13 protein-coding genes are annotated in these 16,317 nt (G+C 66.8%); 9 read left to right on the top strand and 4 right to left on the bottom strand.

Annotation, left to right across the window (positions count from 1 at the left end; translation table 11 throughout):
• The first annotated feature begins 87 nt into the window (after positions 1-87).
• On the top strand, positions 88-1,056 hold the full coding sequence (locus tag E5206_RS04495; protein ID WP_136321443.1) for an aminodeoxychorismate lyase: 969 nt from the start codon (positions 88-90) through the stop codon (positions 1,054-1,056).
• A gap of 176 nt (positions 1,057-1,232) precedes the next feature.
• Here the strand turns inward: E5206_RS04495 and E5206_RS04490 are convergent, their stop codons facing one another.
• From E5206_RS04490 to E5206_RS04480, 3 genes are all read right to left on the bottom strand, one after another.
• Positions 1,233-2,030, bottom strand: coding sequence for a creatininase (locus tag E5206_RS04490; protein WP_136321442.1), 798 nt, complete (start codon positions 2,028-2,030; stop codon positions 1,233-1,235).
• A 68-nt stretch (positions 2,031-2,098) separates the two neighbouring features.
• Positions 2,099-3,355: an aminopeptidase P family protein gene (locus E5206_RS04485; RefSeq protein ID WP_136321441.1), complete on the bottom strand. Its 1,257-nt coding sequence runs from the start codon at positions 3,353-3,355 to the stop codon at positions 2,099-2,101.
• A 73-nt stretch (positions 3,356-3,428) separates the two neighbouring features.
• Positions 3,429-4,973, bottom strand: a complete 1,545-nt coding sequence (locus tag E5206_RS04480) for a cytosine permease (protein ID WP_136321440.1) — start codon at positions 4,971-4,973, stop codon at positions 3,429-3,431.
• 144 nt (positions 4,974-5,117) lie between these two features.
• On the opposite strand from E5206_RS04480, the gene E5206_RS04475 reads away from it, so the two are divergent.
• Positions 5,118-6,620, top strand: a complete 1,503-nt coding sequence (locus tag E5206_RS04475; RefSeq protein ID WP_168709264.1) for a PucR family transcriptional regulator — start codon at positions 5,118-5,120, stop codon at positions 6,618-6,620.
• 9 nt (positions 6,621-6,629) lie between these two features.
• On the opposite strand, the gene E5206_RS04470 is transcribed toward E5206_RS04475, so the two are convergent.
• A complete protein-coding gene (locus tag E5206_RS04470; RefSeq protein WP_136321438.1) occupies positions 6,630-7,304 on the bottom strand; it encodes a GntR family transcriptional regulator in 675 nt (224 codons plus the stop codon).
• A 174-nt stretch (positions 7,305-7,478) separates the two neighbouring features.
• Between E5206_RS04470 and glyA the strand changes: the two genes are divergently transcribed.
• The 7 genes from glyA to purU are packed head-to-tail and all read left to right on the top strand — an operon-like array spanning position 7,479 to position 16,221.
• A complete protein-coding gene (gene glyA / locus E5206_RS04465) occupies positions 7,479-8,789 on the top strand; it encodes a serine hydroxymethyltransferase (RefSeq protein ID WP_136321437.1) in 1,311 nt (436 codons plus the stop codon).
• Positions 8,786-10,006 (top strand): sarcosine oxidase subunit beta family protein, encoded by a 1,221-nt coding sequence (locus E5206_RS04460; protein ID WP_136321436.1) that lies wholly within the window; start codon positions 8,786-8,788, stop codon positions 10,004-10,006. The genes glyA and E5206_RS04460 overlap by 4 nt, the downstream gene beginning before the upstream one ends.
• A 14-nt stretch (positions 10,007-10,020) precedes the next feature.
• A complete protein-coding gene (locus tag E5206_RS04455; RefSeq protein ID WP_136321435.1) occupies positions 10,021-10,350 on the top strand; it encodes a sarcosine oxidase subunit delta in 330 nt (109 codons plus the stop codon).
• Positions 10,347-13,289: a 2Fe-2S iron-sulfur cluster-binding protein gene (locus E5206_RS04450; protein WP_136321434.1), complete on the top strand. Its 2,943-nt coding sequence runs from the start codon at positions 10,347-10,349 to the stop codon at positions 13,287-13,289. Before E5206_RS04455 ends, E5206_RS04450 begins: the two co-directional genes overlap by 4 nt.
• A complete protein-coding gene (locus E5206_RS04445) occupies positions 13,282-13,929 on the top strand; it encodes a sarcosine oxidase subunit gamma family protein (RefSeq protein ID WP_136321433.1) in 648 nt (215 codons plus the stop codon). Before E5206_RS04450 ends, E5206_RS04445 begins: the two co-directional genes overlap by 8 nt.
• Positions 13,930-15,321, top strand: coding sequence for an L-serine ammonia-lyase (locus tag E5206_RS04440; protein WP_136321432.1), 1,392 nt, complete (start codon positions 13,930-13,932; stop codon positions 15,319-15,321).
• 3 nt (positions 15,322-15,324) lie between these two features.
• Positions 15,325-16,221, top strand: coding sequence for a formyltetrahydrofolate deformylase (purU, locus tag E5206_RS04435; protein WP_136321431.1), 897 nt, complete (start codon positions 15,325-15,327; stop codon positions 16,219-16,221).
• Positions 16,222-16,317 lie beyond the last annotated feature (96 nt).

The raw sequence follows: 16,317 nt of genomic DNA, 5'->3' as shown, positions 1-16,317 counted from the left end.
ACCCCTCAAGTTCCAGACCCGCGGAAGAGTTCCGGAACGGGCAATCCCCAAATCCTATCCCGGTGCGTCCGGCACTAAGCTGAAACCATGACTTCTGCTGCCGCCGCTCCCGCCCCTGCCACGGTGCTGGTTTTCCTGGACCCCGCGTTTGAAAACGGCCGCGTGGCCGATGCGTCCCTGCCGCAGTTGATGGCCACGGACCAGGGCGCCACCCGTGGCGACGGCGTGTTCGAGTCGCTGCTCGCCGTCGGCGGCCAGCCCCGCAAGCTCCAGGCCCACCTGAACCGGCTGGCCGGATCCGCGCGCCTGATGGAACTGGACATCCCGGCGGAGGACGTGTGGCGGCGCGCGATCGGGACCGCGATCAGCGAGTACCGGAGCCGGCACCTTCCGGCCGGCGCGGAAACCGGTGCCGAAGCGGATGAGCTGGTGGTGAAGCTCCTCGTGACACGCGGGGTCGAGGGCGCGGCCGCCACCACCTGCTGGGTGCAGGCCTCCGCCCCCGGGCCCTCCGGCCGGCGCCAGCGCGAGACCGGTATCGACGTCCTCCTGCTGGACCGCGGGTATGACAGCGAAGTGGGCGAACGCGCCCCCTGGCTGCTGCTCGGCGCCAAGACCCTCTCCTACGCGGTGAACATGGCCGCGCTGCGCTACGCCCACAAGCAGGGGGCAGACGATGTCATCTTCACCTCCGCAGACGGCATGGTCCTGGAAGGCCCGACGTCGACCGTGCTGCTGGCGCATCTGGAGACCACCGACGACGGTGCGGGTGGAGTCCGCACGGTCCGCCGGCTCATCACGCCCCAGCAGGACAGCGGCATCCTCCCGGGGACCTCGCAGGGTGCGCTCTTCACGGCGGCCAAGGCGGCCGGCTGGGAGCTCGGCTACGGCCCGCTGGAACCGAAGGACCTGCTGGACGCCGACGCCGTGTGGCTCATTTCCAGCATCCGGCTCCTGGCGCCCGTGAACCACATCGACGGCCAGGAAATCGGCACCCCGGAACTCCGCAAGCAGCTGACGGCGGAGCTCAACGCGCTGTACGCCACTATCGGGTAGCCCCGCCCCGCACGCCCAGCACCACCCCCACCCCTCTACACAGCAACGCGGGGTCACCTACGGCCCATTCCGTGGCGCCGGATGGGCGGTAAGTGACCCCGCGTTGCTTGTCAGAGGGAATGCAGCGCATTCGTTGCGCTGCATGATTCGCGTTGAGCTAGGGAATTGATCTCGCGCTACGCCGGGACGGCCGCGGGTTCGCGGACCAGCTCGCTTTCGAGGTCGGCGGCCAGGTCGTCCACGACCTGGCCGTACAGCAGCCCGCCCTTGGCTGCGCTGGACCCGGCGGCGGATGACAGGCAACCGGTGGCCGGCGTCCGCTCCGGCACCACCGGGAGCCTGTCGAAGCGCGGCAGGACCGCGGCAGGACCGTCCACCAGGCGGTCCATGGCGACCCTGGACGGTTCAAGGTGCAGCATGAGTGAGGTTTCCAGGACTCCGCCATGCTCGATGTCCCAGCCCGGGAAGCCATCGGGGTAAACCTGCGTCAGCGTGTCCTGGCTGACAAAGTCCCAGTAGGACAGCAGCAGCACACTCTGCTCCGCCCCGGGCCCGATCCCCAGCTCCTCCAGTGCCAGGTCGATGCCCTCGTAGAGGAACTGGTAGTTCTCGAAGTGGCCGTTGACAAAGACCACGTGCCGGACGCCCTGGTTGAGCAAGGACTTGACCAGGTTGCGGGCCACACCGATGAGGGTGGCGCCGTCCAGGCTGGTTGTGCCGGAGAGGTGGTTGCCGCCGCCGGACTTCTGCTGCGACTTGTACCCGTAGGCGATGGGCTGGGCAACCAGTGCGCCCAGCCGCCTGGCGACACCCTCCGCGAAGCGGGAGGACAGAATGGTGTCCGTTCCCAGCGGCAGGTGCGGCCCGTGCTGCTCCAGGGACCCGACGGGGATAAGGACGATCGACTCCCCGGATGCCAGGGCTTCGCGGTAGGCGAAGGCGTCCAGGTCTTCCAGAAATACTGACTTGTCCATGCTGGCGGTGCTCCTCGTTTAGTACGGTGTGCAATGCGGCGGCGGCCAGTGGCCGCCGCCGCGGGGTGTCAGGCGCTGATGATGTTGTGTTCCGGGCCGAAGGGGAATTTGGTGATGTTTTCGGCGCCGTCGTCGCCGACCACGAGGATGTCGTGCTCGCGGTAGCCGCCGGCGCCGGGCGCACCGTCCAGGACGGTGATCATCGGTTCCATGGAGACGACCATGCCCGGTTCCAGCACGGTGTCGATGTCCTCGCGGAGCTCCAGGCCGGCTTCCCGGCCGTAGTAGTGGCTCAGGACGCCGAAGGAGTGCCCGTAGCCGAAGGTCCGGTTTGCCAGCAGCCCGTGGGAGACGTAGATCTCGTTGAGTTCGGCGGCGATGTCCTTGCAGACCGCGCCGGGTTTGATCAGTTCCAGGCCGCGCTTGTGGACCTCGACGTTGATGTTCCACAGTTCCAGGGAGCGGGCGTCGGGCTCGCCCAGGAACAGGGTCCGTTCCAGCGCGGTGTAGTAGCCGGAGGTCATCGGGAAGCAGTTCAGCGACAGGATGTCGTGTTCCTGGAGCTTGCGGGTGGTGGCCCAGTTGTGGGCGCCGTCGGTGTTGATGCCGGACTGGAACCAGACCCAGGTGTCGCGGATTTCGGAGTCCGGGAAGGTCCGGGCAATCTCGTGGACCATCGCTTCGGTGCCGATCAGGGCGACTTCGTATTCGGTGATGCCGGTGGTGATGGCGTTGCGGATGGCTTCCCCGCCCAGGTCGCCGATGCGTGCGCCGTGTTTGATGACGGCGATTTCTTCGGCGGACTTGATCATGCGCTGGCGCATGGCGGCCTGGGCGACGTCGACGAGGGTGGCGCCGTCGAACGCGGCCTGGATCTTGTTGCGGTTGTCCAGCGGGAGCGAATCGTCTTCGACGCCCAGGCGGCGGGGGTTGATGCCGCGGGTGCGCAGGGCTTCCTGGATGGCGAAGATGTAGTTGTCCCGGCGCCAGTCGGTGTAGACCACGTTGTCGCCGTAGCTGCGGCGCCACGGCATGCCGGCGTCGATGTTGGCGGTGACGGTCACGGTGTCGTCTTTGGTGACCACCATGGCGTAGGAACGGCCGAAGTATGTGAAGAGGAAATCGGAGTAGTACTTGATGGAGTGGTAGCTGGTCAGCACAACGGCGTCCAGGTCCTTCGCTGCCATGATCGACCGCAGTCCGCTGAGCCGGCGCTCAAATTCGGCGTTGGAGAAGGTCAGCTTTTCCTTCTGCCCGTTGTGCAGGACCTTCAGGCGCTCCAGTTCAGAGACGTTCGAGGCAAGGGCGGTGGTGGAGATGGTCACTGGTTATTCCTTTACGTATTGATGGTGAAACATTTGGTGGTGAAATGTTGGGGGGTTTGGCACTTGCCGGCTCTCAGCCCAGGCGGGCCGGTTCCTGCTCGTGGATCTTTTCCTCGCAGGCATCGCCGTGCTCTGCCAGCACTGCTTCTTCCTCCAGGTCGAGGCGGATGCCGATCGGCACCCCGGCCCTGATCCGCTTGCGGAAGCGCGGGTAGCCAAGGGCAAAGTAGATGACCGACGAGGTAACCGTCCCGGCCAGCCAGGAGAAGTCGACGCCGCCCATTGCCGTAGCGATGGGACCCTGCAGCGCGGGGGTTCCGCCGTACATGAACAGCCACGTCATGATGATGCCGGCGAAGAAGGCGATGAATGCCGAGGGGTTGATGGCCTTCAACGCGGTCTTCTTCGAATCCAGGAACAGGTAGGAGAAGTCCTTGTGGTGCCGCTCGAAGATAAAGTAGTGGACCGCCATGATGCCGCCCCAGGTGGCCACCCAGGCCACGATGGCGCCGAGCCAGGAGTCGAGGATCATCGCGAAGTCTTCGGCGAACATAAAGCCGATGACGGCAAACATGGACAGGATCCCGACGATGATCGACAGCTTGCGCCGTGAGATGTTGACGTCCAGGGCCTGGAAGGCGACGCCGAAGGTGTACAGGTTGATGATGTTCGTGGCGATGGGTCCGTGGATGACCAGCAGGATGACCGGGATGGCCATGGTGCCGAAGTTGGAGACGATCAGCTGGCCCGGATCAGCCTGTCCGTTCTTCGTGGCGAGGCTGGCACCGAGGATGCCGAGCCAGACCACGGGCAGGAACTGGCCCAGGACGCTGACCAGGTACAGCTTGACCGGCTTGACCTTGCGGCTGACGAAGCGGGAGTAGTCGGGGGCGTAGGTAAACCAGCCGATACCCCAGCCGATGCCGATGACGGTCATGATCGAGGACATTGCGGCGATGCGCGGCAGGCCCTCCAGGACGGCGCCGGCCGGTCCGGCGTAGCTCCAGTTGATATCAAGCTGTGTCCAGGCGACGATGGACATCCCCACCAGGACGAGGATGGTGGGCGGCATGGTGATCCGCTCGAATTTGGAGATGGCACGGTACCCTCGGTAGCAAATGGCGACCTGGACGGTCATGATGACCGCGGCGACGGCGATGCGCACCATGATGTTTTGTTGGGTGGGGTCAACCCAGCCGATCATGCCGAACAGTGCCAGGATCAGGTCCAGGATGACCCAGGTGTTCACTGCCGACCAGCCGATGGCGATGGTCGCCTGGATTGCGGCCGGAAGGTAGGCCCCACGGCGGCCAAACGCGCCGCGGGCAAGCAGCATGCCCGTGGCCCCGGTCCGCTGGCCCAGGATGACGAAGAAGCCAAAGCCCGCCATGCCAATGACGTTTCCGACGATCAGTACTATCAGGGTGTCGCTCAGGCCGAGGCCGAGCTGGATGCCGAGGGCCCCGAGGATCCAGTTGATCGGGGCGACGTTGGCGCCGGCCCAGATCCAAAACTGGCCGGACAGCTTGGTGGTCCGTGCCGATTCGGGGATGGGTTGCAGGACATCTTCAACCTCGACGGTCGCCTCTTCGTGCGACCGCTGTTTAGCTTGGTTCATGCGGGTCTCGATTCACTACGTTGTGATGCAGAACGGAAGATGGATCCAGCTTATTGGTGATGTGGAGCACAACATAGATTCTTTATGATTACACTGAATCGATATCTGACGACAAAATGTCGCACATCAACGTATGGGGTCTCCATGATCACGCTCGCAGAAGTCCTTGCTTCCCAGCCCATGTCCGCCGCTGACCCGCTGGTGCGCAGCGACGTGCCGGGAACCTTGCGGCGGGTTGTCCGGTGGGTGCATTCCAGCGAGGTGCTTGAGATTGCCCCGCTCCTGCGCGGAGGGGAGCTGCTGCTCTCCGGCGGGGAGGCGTTGCTGGCCCTTCCCGCGAAGGAGCAGGAGGATTACATCCGCAGCCTCGCGGGCCGGCATATCGCAGCCCTGGCCCTGCAGACAGCCGGCCAGGCGGCCCCGTTGTCGGAGCGGCTCATTGCCGCAGCCAACGAGAACGGGCTGCCGCTGATAGACCTGCGCTCGGTGGCGCCCTTTGTCGACATCGCCGAGGCAGTGAACCGCCTGGTGGTCAACGAGCAGGCGGCCGCCCACCTCGTGGTCGACGACGCCTCCCGCCGGATTGCGCGCCAGATCACCGACCGGGGGCCCCACCTGCCGACCATCCTCGAGATGCTGGCCACCACACTGGAGGCAGAGGTGTCACTGATGGCTCCCGACGGATTGCCCCTCGGCCACGCCGGCAATGAAGTCACCGAGGAAGGCTCCAAGGCCGTGGCCGGCATTGTGGTCGGCGGCCAACTGGCGGCCCAGCTGACGCTCCGCTCCCCGTCGCATGATCCGTTCCTGCTTGAGCTCGCAGCCGACCGGCTGTCCGGCATCCTGGCACTGGCCCTCGCACAGGCCTTTCGCCCGACGCCGGCCCAGGTGGCCGATGCGCGCCTGCTGGAATCGGTGATCGAAGGCGGCGACGCCCCCACCATCCGGCAACTGTGGCTGCAGGCCGGGCTGCAGACCGGCCAGGCAGCGGTCGTGGCTGTCTTCCGGACCTCCGGCAGGGAGGCCAACTTCTCCGCCGTCGAACGCGCCCTGCACCTGGGCGGAGTCAACGTCAAGTCCCACCAGTGGGACGGTGAACGGGCCGTGCTGTTCACCATGCCGCGCAACAACGCCCGGGCGGCGCGCGAAGCGCTGCTCCGGGCAGCACGGGACGCGGTGGGCGGCTCGGATGGCTGCGCCGCCTTCGGACCAACCGTGGCCGACGGCCTCCGTGCGCACGATTCCTTCGTAGAGGCACAGGAAATCATGCGGCTCGGGATGCCTGCCGCGGGCGAGGTGCTGGACGCCATGGACTTCCTGGGCCGGCGGATCCTGGATGCGGTGCCCCACCCCGGATTCCTGGACTCCTATGTGGAGTCCAGCCTGGGCGAAGTGCTTGACTGGGACCGGAAGCATGGCACGGCCCTGCTGTCGACCCTGCTGTGCTGGCTCGATTCGGGCTGCAACACGACGGCCTCGGCGGTCGCCTTGAACGTTGAACGGCAGACAATGCACAAGCGGCTGAACAAGATCCAGGCCCTGCTGGGCGGGGACCCACGCACCTCCGGCCGGCTGCTTGCGATCCACATCGCCGCGGCTGCGGCCACCGCCGCGCCCGCCCCGCACCCACCCCGGCTGGCACCCTAGGCCTTTGGCCTAGAGCACGCTACGGATGGTTTTCTCGAAGCTGGTCACGTGCTCGAGCGCCAGGCTGGCTGCCAGCTCGGCATCGCCGTCGGCAATGGCATGGAGCAGGTCTACATGCTCGGTGATGTGCCCGGCGACGGACGGGATCTTGTCCAGCACCAGGCACCAGATGCGCGTCGCCAGGTTGTCGTACCGGATCAGCACATCCTCCAGGTGTGGATTCGCCGCGGCCGCGTAGATCTGCCGGTGGACCATGATGTCAAAGCGCATCAGCGTGTGCTGGTCGGCACCGCGCGGCTCCGATTCGGCAATGTCGGCCGCCAGCGCCCGGAGCCTGGCCCGCATGTCCGGGTTGGCGGTCCGTGCCGCCCGCCGCGCCGCGAGGGGCTCCAGCAGTTCGCGGATCTCCGAGATGTCTGCCAGTTCCGTGATGTCCACGCGGGTTGCGAAGGTTCCCCGGCGCGGGTAAGAGACCACCAGATGGTCGCTCTCCAACCGCTTGAGCGCCTCGCGCACCGGCGTGCGGCCAAACCCCAGCCGGGCCGCCAGCACCGAGTCGTTAATCGCGTCACCCGGGCGGATCTCCAGCATGATCAGCTGATCGCGCAGCTGCCGGTAGGCCTGCTCCGACAAAGGCAGCTCCGCTTCGGCCGCTGCCGCGTCTTCCACTGCAAGGCTCGTCATGTCCCCTCCTTGTGTCTCGCTGTGCGCCTCGGCAACTGGCTTGTCGCGCGCTTTCCGAACGACGCCCTTGACGTCGAGTGATCTACAACATATTGTTGCATTCAATCTAATATATCAGTCATGTATTAGTTGGCTAGCAGTTGTGGACAACACACTGATTGAAAGGAGCAACCCATGGCAGATGTGCTCACAGGCACCCTCTCCAGCGTCGACGCCGAGGTCGACGCGGCCATTGCCCGGGAGCTGGACCGCCAGCAGTCGACGCTGGAAATGATCGCTTCGGAAAACTTTGCCCCCACGGCCGTGATGACGGCCCAGGGTTCCGTGCTGACCAACAAGTACGCCGAGGGGTACCCGGGCAAGCGGTACTACGGTGGCTGCGAACACGTTGATGTGATCGAGCAGCTCGCCATCGACCGGGTCAAGGCACTTTTCGGCGCCGAACACGCCAATGTCCAGCCGCACTCCGGCGCGCAGGCCAACGCTGCGGCGATGTTCGCGCTGCTGGATCCGGGCGACACCATCATGGGCCTGGACCTGGCCCACGGCGGGCACCTGACCCACGGCATGAAGATCAACTTCTCCGGCAAGCTGTACAACGTCGTGCCGTACCATGTGCGCGAATCAGACATGACCGTGGACATGGCCGAGGTGGAGGCGCTGGCGCTGGAACACCGGCCCAGGCTGATCGTGGCCGGCTGGTCCGCTTACACCCGGCAGCTGGATTTTGCCCAGTTCCGCCGGATCGCGGACCTGGTGGGCGCCTACCTCATGGTGGATATGGCCCACTTTGCCGGCCTGGTGGCCGCGGGGCTGCACCCGAACCCGGTGCCGTACGCCGACGTCGTCACCACCACCACGCACAAGACCCTGGGCGGCCCGCGCGGCGGCGTCATCCTCAGCCGCGGGTCCCTGGCCCGCAAGATCAACTCCGCTGTTTTCCCCGGCCAGCAGGGCGGACCGCTGGAACATGTGATCGCGGCTAAGGCCGTGTCCTTCAAGATCGCCGCAAGCGAGGACTTCAAGGACCGCCAGCAGCGCACCCTGGAAGGGGCCAGGATCCTGGCCGGGCGCCTGCTCGCCCCGGACGTCGCCGAATACGGGATCTCCGTGGTGGGCGGCGGCACCGACGTCCACCTGGTCCTGGTGGACCTGCGCAACTCCGAGCTGGACGGCCAGCAGGGCGAGGACCGCCTGCACCGGATCGGTATCACCGTGAACCGCAACGCGGTCCCGTTTGACCCCCGCCCGCCGATGGTCTCTTCCGGGCTTCGGATCGGCACCCCGGCGCTGGCCACCCGGGGCTTCGGCCCGGCCGAATTCACCGAGGTTGCCGACATCATCGCCGAGGCCATCAAGGGCGAACTCAGCGAAGAGTCCGCCGTGCTGCTCCGCGACCGGGTCACGGTCCTGGCCGAGAAATTTCCGCTTTACCCGAATCTTTCCGGCACTGCCGGAACCTCCCCGAACGGAGTTGCACAGTGACGACCGAACACCTGCCGGAGCACCCCGAGTTCCTGTGGCACAATCCGGACCCGAAGAAGTCCTACGACGCCGTGATTGTCGGCGGCGGCGGACACGGGCTGGCGACGGCGTACTACCTGGCCAAGAACCATGGCATGACCAATATCGCCGTGCTGGAAAAGGGCTGGCTCGCCGGCGGCAACATGGCCCGGAACACCACGATCATCCGCTCCAACTACCTCTGGGACGAGAGCGCGGCGATCTATGAGCACGCGCTGAAGCTGTGGGAGATCCTGCCGGAAGAACTGGACTACGACTTCCTGTTCAGCCAGCGCGGCGTGATGAACCTTGCCCACACCCTGGGCGATGTCCGCGAAAGCATCCGCCGGGTCGGAGCGAACAAGCTCAACGGCGTCGACGCCGAGTGGCTGGACCCGGCCCAGGTCAAGGAACTCTGCCCCATCCTGAACATCAGCGACAACATCCGCTACCCCGTCATGGGCGCCACCTACCAGCCGCGCGCAGGCATCGCCAAGCACGACCACGTCGCCTGGGCCTTCGCGCGCAAGTGCGACGAACTCGGCGTGGACATCATCCAGAACTGCGAAGTCACCGGCTTTATCAAGGACGGCAACCGCGTGGTGGGCGTCAAGACCAGCCGCGGCACCATCAACACCGAAAAGGTCGGCCTCTGCGCTGCCGGACACAGCAGCGTCCTGGCCGAAATGGCCGGCTTCCGCCTGCCGATCCAGTCCCACCCGCTCCAGGCGCTCGTGTCAGAACTGCACGAACCCGTCCACCCCACGGTGGTCATGTCCAACCACGTCCACGTCTACGTCTCCCAGGCGCACAAGGGCGAACTGGTCATGGGCGCCGGCGTGGACTCCTACAACGGCTACGGACAGCGCGGCTCCTTCCATGTCATCGAGGAGCAGATGGCGGCCGCCGTGGAGCTCTTCCCGATCTTCGCCCGGGCCCATGTGCTCCGGACCTGGGGCGGGATCGTGGACACCACCATGGACGCCTCGCCGATCGTGGGCACCACCCCGGTCGAGAACATGTTCGTCAACTGCGGCTGGGGCACCGGAGGATTCAAGGGCACCCCCGCGGCCGGCCTGACCTTCGCCCACACCATCGCCACCGGTGCCCCGCACCAGCTCAACAAGCCCTTCGCACTGGAACGCTTCGAAACCGGTGCCCTGATCGACGAACACGGCGCCGCCGCCGTCGCCCACTAGAAAGAGGTAAGGACATGCTCCTGATTTCATGCCCCAACTGCGGGGCACGCGACGAAACTGAATTCCACTACGGCGGCCAGGCCCATGTGGCCTACCCGGAAAGCCCTGACGCCCTGAGCGACCGGGAATGGGCCGAATACCTGTTCTACCGCGACAACACCAAGGGTGCCTTCGCCGAACGCTGGGTCCACAGCACCGGCTGCCGGCAATGGTTCAACATGCTCCGGGACACCGTGAGCTACGAAATCCAGGCCATTTACAAGATGGGCGAAAAGCGCCCCGACGTGGGACCTGCAGCCTCTGCAGCAACCACCGCCATCTCCCCGGAAGGAGCCCAGAAGTGACCAGCCAGAACGCCCGCCTCGCCACCGGCGGCCGCATCGACCGCAGCATCACCTGGCGGTTCACCGTGGACGGCCAGGAATTCACCGGCCACCCCGGCGATACCATCGCCTCGGCACTCCTGGCCAACGGCCGGATCAGCGCCGGCAACTCCCTTTACGAGGGCCGCCCCCGCGGCATCATGGCCGCCGGCGTCGAGGAACCCAATGCCCTCGTGAAGGTCGCCGCCCGGTTCCCGGGGCACGTGGCCGAGTCCATGCTCCAGGCCACCACGGTGTCCCTCGTGGACGGACTCGCCGCCGAGCTGCTCAACGGACTTGGCAAGCTGGATCCGGACGAGGACCAGGCCGAATACGACAAGAAGTACGTCCACACCGACGTCCTGGTGGTGGGCGGCGGCGTTTCCGGCCTGGCCGCGGCCCGTGAAGCAGTCCGCACCGGTGCCCGCGTCATCCTGATCGATGACCAGCCCGAGCTCGGCGGCTCACTGCTTTCCGGCTCCACGGCCCCGGCGCTGCAGGACACCGTCGAGGGCAAGCCTGCCCTGGAATGGATCGCCGATGTGGAGGCGGAGCTGGTCTCCGCCGCCGAATGCACCGTGCTCAACCGCACCACGGCCTTCGGTTCCTACGACTCGAACTACTTCATCGCCGCGCAGAACCGCACGGACCACCTCTCCGGCCCCGCGGCGCCCGGTGTGTCCCGCCAGCGCATCTGGCACATCCGTGCCAAGCAGGTTGTGCTGGCCCCCGGCGCCCACGAGCGCCCGCTGGTCTTCGAAAACAACGACCGCCCCGGCATCATGCTCGCCTCCGCCGTCCGCAGCTACCTCAACCGCTACGCCGTGGCAGCCGGATCGAAGGTGGTCATCAGCACCACCAACGACTCCGCCTACGCACTCGCAGCGGACCTGTTAGCAGCCGGGGTCACCGTGGCCGCCGTCGTGGACGCCCGTCCGCAGCTAAGCGAAACGGCAGCCGCCGCCGGCGCAGCAGGCATCCGGGTCCTGATCGGTGCCGCCGTTGCCGACACCGCCGGGGACAGCACCGGCCGCCTCGCCGGCGTCACCGTCCGCAGCATCAACGACGACGGCGAACTCACCTCCGGCGTCGAGCAGCTCGCCTGCGACCTGCTCGCCGTATCCGGCGGCTGGAGCCCGGTAGTCCACCTCCACTCCCAGCGCCAGGGCAAGCTCCGCTGGGACGAGGAACTCGCCGCCTTCGTGCCGGCCGCCGCGGTCAAGGACCAGCAGGTCGTGGGATCCGGCCGCGGCAGCTACGCACTGACGGACTGCCTGGCCGAGGGCACCTCCGCCGGCGCAGCAGCCGCCATCGCCGCGGGCTTCACCTCCGCCGTCGTCCCCGCCGGGCCCAAGGCACCGGTGGCCTCCGCCCCGATCCGCCAGCTCTGGCTGGTCCCCGGCCAGGAAGGCACCCCCGGGCAGTGGCACCACCACTTCGTGGACTTCCAGCGCGACCAGTCCGTCGCCGACGTGATCCGCTCCACCGGGGCCGGGATGCGCTCCGTGGAACACGTCAAGCGCTACACCTCGATCAGCACCGCCAACGACCAGGGCAAGACCTCGGGCGTCAACGCCATCGGCGTCATCGCAGCGGCGCTGAAGTCCGGCGGCGCGGAAACGGCCGGCATCGGCGGGATCGGCACCACGGCCTACCGTGCACCGTTCACCCCGGTGGCCTTCGCAGCCCTGGCCGGACGCCAGCGCGGGGAACTCTTCGACCCGGCCCGCAAAACGTCCGTCCACCCGTGGCACGTCGCCCAGGGAGCCTTGTTCGAGGACGTCGGACAGTGGAAGCGCCCCTGGTACTACCCGCAGTCCGGCGAGGACATGGACACCGCGGTGCTGCGTGAATGCGCCGCCGTCCGCGACTCCGTGGGCTTCATGGACGCCACCACGCTGGGCAAGATCGAGATCCGGGGCAAGGACGCCGGCGAATTCCTGAACCGCATCTACACCAACGCGTTCAAGAAGCTCGCCCCGGGCTCGGCCCGCTACGGCGTCATGTGCACCCCGGACGGCATGATCTTCGACGACGGCGTCACCTTGCGCCTGGACGAGGACCGCTTCTTCATGACCACCACCACCGGCGGCGCCGCCAAGGTCCTGGACTGGCTGGAGGAATGGCACCAGACCGAATGGCCCGAACTGGATGTGCACTGCACCTCCGTGACGGAACAGTGGACCACCATCGCCGTCGTCGGCCCGAAGTCCCGTGCCGTGATCGCCAAGCTCGCCCCGCAGCTGGCCGCCGACGGCGGCCTGGACGCCGAGGCATTCCCGTTCATGACCTTCCGGGAGACCACGCTGGCCTCCGGGGTGCAGGCGCGCATCTGCCGCATCTCCTTCTCCGGCGAACTGGCCTACGAGATCAACGTGCCGTCCTGGTACGGGCTCAACACCTGGGAGTCCGTGGCCGCCGCCGGGGCAGAGTTCAACATCACCCCGTACGGCACCGAAACCATGCACGTGCTGCGCGCCGAAAAGGGTTACCCGATCGTCGGGCAGGACACCGACGGCACGGTCACCCCGCAGGATGCCGGCATGGAATGGGTCGTGTCCAAGGCCAAGGACTTCATCGGCAAGCGTTCCTACAACCGCAAGGACGCCGCCCGCACCGACCGCAAGCACCTGGTCAGCGTCCTCCCGGTGGACGGAACGATCCGCCTGCCTGAAGGAACGCAGCTCGTGGAAAAGGGCATCACCGTCAACCCCGCCTACGGCCCCGTGCCCATGCAGGGGTTCGTGACCTCCAGCTACCACAGTGCCGCGCTGGGCCGGTCCTTCGGCCTGGCCTTGATCCACAACGGCCGCAACCGCATCGGTGAGACCCTCGTGGCCTCAGTCGGAGACCAACTGGTCGACGTGGTTGTTGGCGAAACCGTACTTTTCGACGCTGAAGGGACCCGCAAAGATGGCTGAGACAACCGCACCAGCAGAAGCACACGTCAACGGACTCCGGGCTGCCCGACGCAGCCCGGCCTCGCACCTCGCCGAGGCCTTCGCGGCCGGCTCCGTGCCGGGTACCGTGGAGCTGAAGGAAATCCCGTACCAGACGATGGTGGGGATCCGCGTTGAGCGAGGTTCCGACGCCGGGACGCGCATCGCATCCGTGACCGGCGGGCTGCCGGCCTCCTGCGGCGACGTCAACGGGGCTGCGGTCAACGGCGCTGCCGTTTTGTGGCTCGGACCCACAGAGTTCATGGTCGTCGCCCCGGAGGAGTCGCACGACTCCCTCGGCGGATCGCTGGTCAGCGATCTCACGGCGGCACTGGGCACCGGCGAAGGCCAGGTCGTGGACCTCTCCGCCAACCGCACCACCTTCGAACTCGCCGGCCCCCGGGCCCGTGCAGTACTCGAGAAGAGCTGCTCGCTGGACCTCCACCCGTCGGTGTTCAAGACCGGGACCGCCCTGGCCACGGAAATCGGACACATACCGGCCGTGCTCTGGAAGACCGCGGAGGAGACCTACCGGATCTTACCGAGGGCCTCGTTCGCCGAGTTCCTGGGGCGCTGGCTCCTGGACTCCATGCGGGAGTACGCCTCACCAGAGGTCCCCTAAATGGCCCTGAGCGTGCTCGACCTGTTTTCTGTTGGCATCGGGCCCTCGTCCTCACACACGGTCGGCCCGATGCGGGCAGCGAAGCAGTTCACGGACGGTCTTGAATCGTCCGGCCAGCTTGCGGCCACGGTACGCGTCCAGGCCGAGCTTTTCGGCTCCCTGGGCGCCACCGGCCGCGGCCACGGCTCGGACAAGGCCGTGGTGCTGGGGCTGCAGGGACAGTCCCCGGAAACCGTGGACACCCGCACCGCCGACGACCAGGTTGCCGCTGCCGCCCTCGACGCCGAGCTGCGCCTGGGCGGCAGCCACCGGGTGGACTTCAACTGGGACGAGGACGTGGTCCTGCACCGCCGCAAGTCCCTGCCGGCCCATCCGAACGGCATGACCTTCCGCGCGCTGGACCACACCGGGGAGGTGCTGGCCGAACGCAGCTACTACTCCATCGGCGGCGGCTTCGTCGTGGCCGGCGACGCCGCCGGCACGGACAAGGTTGTCGCCGACACCACCGTGCTCCCCTACCCCTTCACCACGGCGGATGAGCTCCTGGCGACCTGCGCCCGCGAAGGCAAGTCCATCTCCGACATCATGCTCGCCAACGAACTCGTCTGGCGCAGCGAAACCGAACTCCGGGAGAAACTGCTGGCGCTCTGGGCGGTCATGCGCGAATGCGTCGACAACGGCTGCGCCGCCGAGGGCATCCTGCCGGGCGGGCTGAACGTCAGGCGGCGGGCGCCGTCGCTGTTCAGGACGCTCTCGGCCACCGACGCGGAACTGGACGGCTCGGCCTCGGCCGACCCGCTGCTCGCGATGGAGTGGGTAAACCTGTTCGCCCTGGCCGTGAACGAGGAAAACGCCGCGGGCGGCCGGATCGTCACCGCGCCCACCAACGGTGCGGCGGGGATCGTGCCGGCGGTCCTGCACTACTACACGAAGTTTGTGCCGGGCGCCAACGACGACGGGGTCATCCGCTTCCTGCTGGCCGCGGCCGCCGTCGGAATCCTGTTCAAGATCAACGCCTCCATCTCCGGGGCCGAGGTCGGCTGCCAGGGCGAAGTCGGATCGGCCTGCTCCATGGCGGCCGCCGGGCTCTGCGAAGTCCTCGGCGGCACCCCGGCGCAGGTGGAAAACGCCGCCGAAGTCGGCATCGAACACAACCTGGGCCTGACCTGCGACCCGGTGGGCGGGCTCGTGCAGATCCCCTGCATCGAACGCAACGCCATCGCCAGCGTCAAAGCCATCAACGCCGCCCGGCTGTCCCTGCACGGCGACGGCAGCCACAAAGTATCCCTCGACAAAGCCATCAAAACCATGCGCGAGACAGGAGCAGACATGAAAACCAAATACAAGGAAACCTCCCGCGGAGGCCTCGCCGTGAACGTGATCGAGTGCTGAACCATGACAGCCATCCAGACTGAAACCCCTCCCGCCCGGCCGGTGACCACGGTCGAGCACGTCCTGACGCTCGACTGCGCGGAGACGTCGGGCATCGTCCATGCCGTCTCCGGCTTCCTGCTTGAGAACGGCTGCGACATCCTCGACAGCAAGCAGTTCGGCGAACGCTCCGAAGGGCACTTCTTCATGCGGGTGCACTTCGCGTCCGACGGCGATGCCTCCACCGCGGACACCCTGCGGTCCGCTTTTGGTCCGGTGGCGGAACGCTTCGGGATGCACTGGCACCTTCGCGCACACGGGGAGAAACGCCGGGTCCTGATCATGGTGTCCAAGTTCGGGCACTGCCTCAACGATCTGCTGTTCCGCGCCAGGATCGGGGAACTGCCGGTGGACGTGGTGGCAGTTGTCTCCAACCACACCGATCACCAGACGCTCGTGGAATGGCACGGCATCCCCTTCTTCCACGTGCCGGTCACGGCAGCCACCAAGCCCGAGGCCGAGGCCCGCCTCCTGGAACTGGTGGACGAGTTCGATGTGGAGCTTGTGGTGTTGGCACGCTACATGCAGGTCCTCAGCGATGACCTGACCCGCCGGCTGGACGGCCGCGCCATCAATATCCATCACTCCTTCCTGCCCAGCTTCAAGGGCGCCAAGCCCTACCACCAGGCATACGCACGCGGGGTGAAGACCGTCGGCGCCACCGCCCACTACGTCAACGCGGAGCTCGATGAAGGGCCCATCATCTCCCAGCAGGTGGTGGAAGTGGATCACACCTACGGTCCGGAGGAGCTGGTGGCGGCAGGCCGCGATACCGAGTGCAAAGCCCTCTCCAACGCCGTCCGCTGGCATTGCGAAGGCCGCGTGATCCTGCAGGGCAACAGGACAGTGGTGCTGCGCTAGGCTTTCAGGTCCGGGAGGCCTACGAATCCTCGGCCCTCTGACCGCTCCCGCCAGGAGCAACGCGGGGTCACCTACGGCCCATTCCGCGGTCCGGGA

The sequence above is a fragment of the Arthrobacter sp. PAMC25564 genome, from assembly GCF_004798705.1.
Taxonomy (GTDB): Bacteria; Actinomycetota; Actinomycetes; order Actinomycetales; family Micrococcaceae; genus Arthrobacter.
Note: the sequence above shows the minus strand (reverse complement) of the source record. Positions and strands in the feature narration are given on the sequence as shown.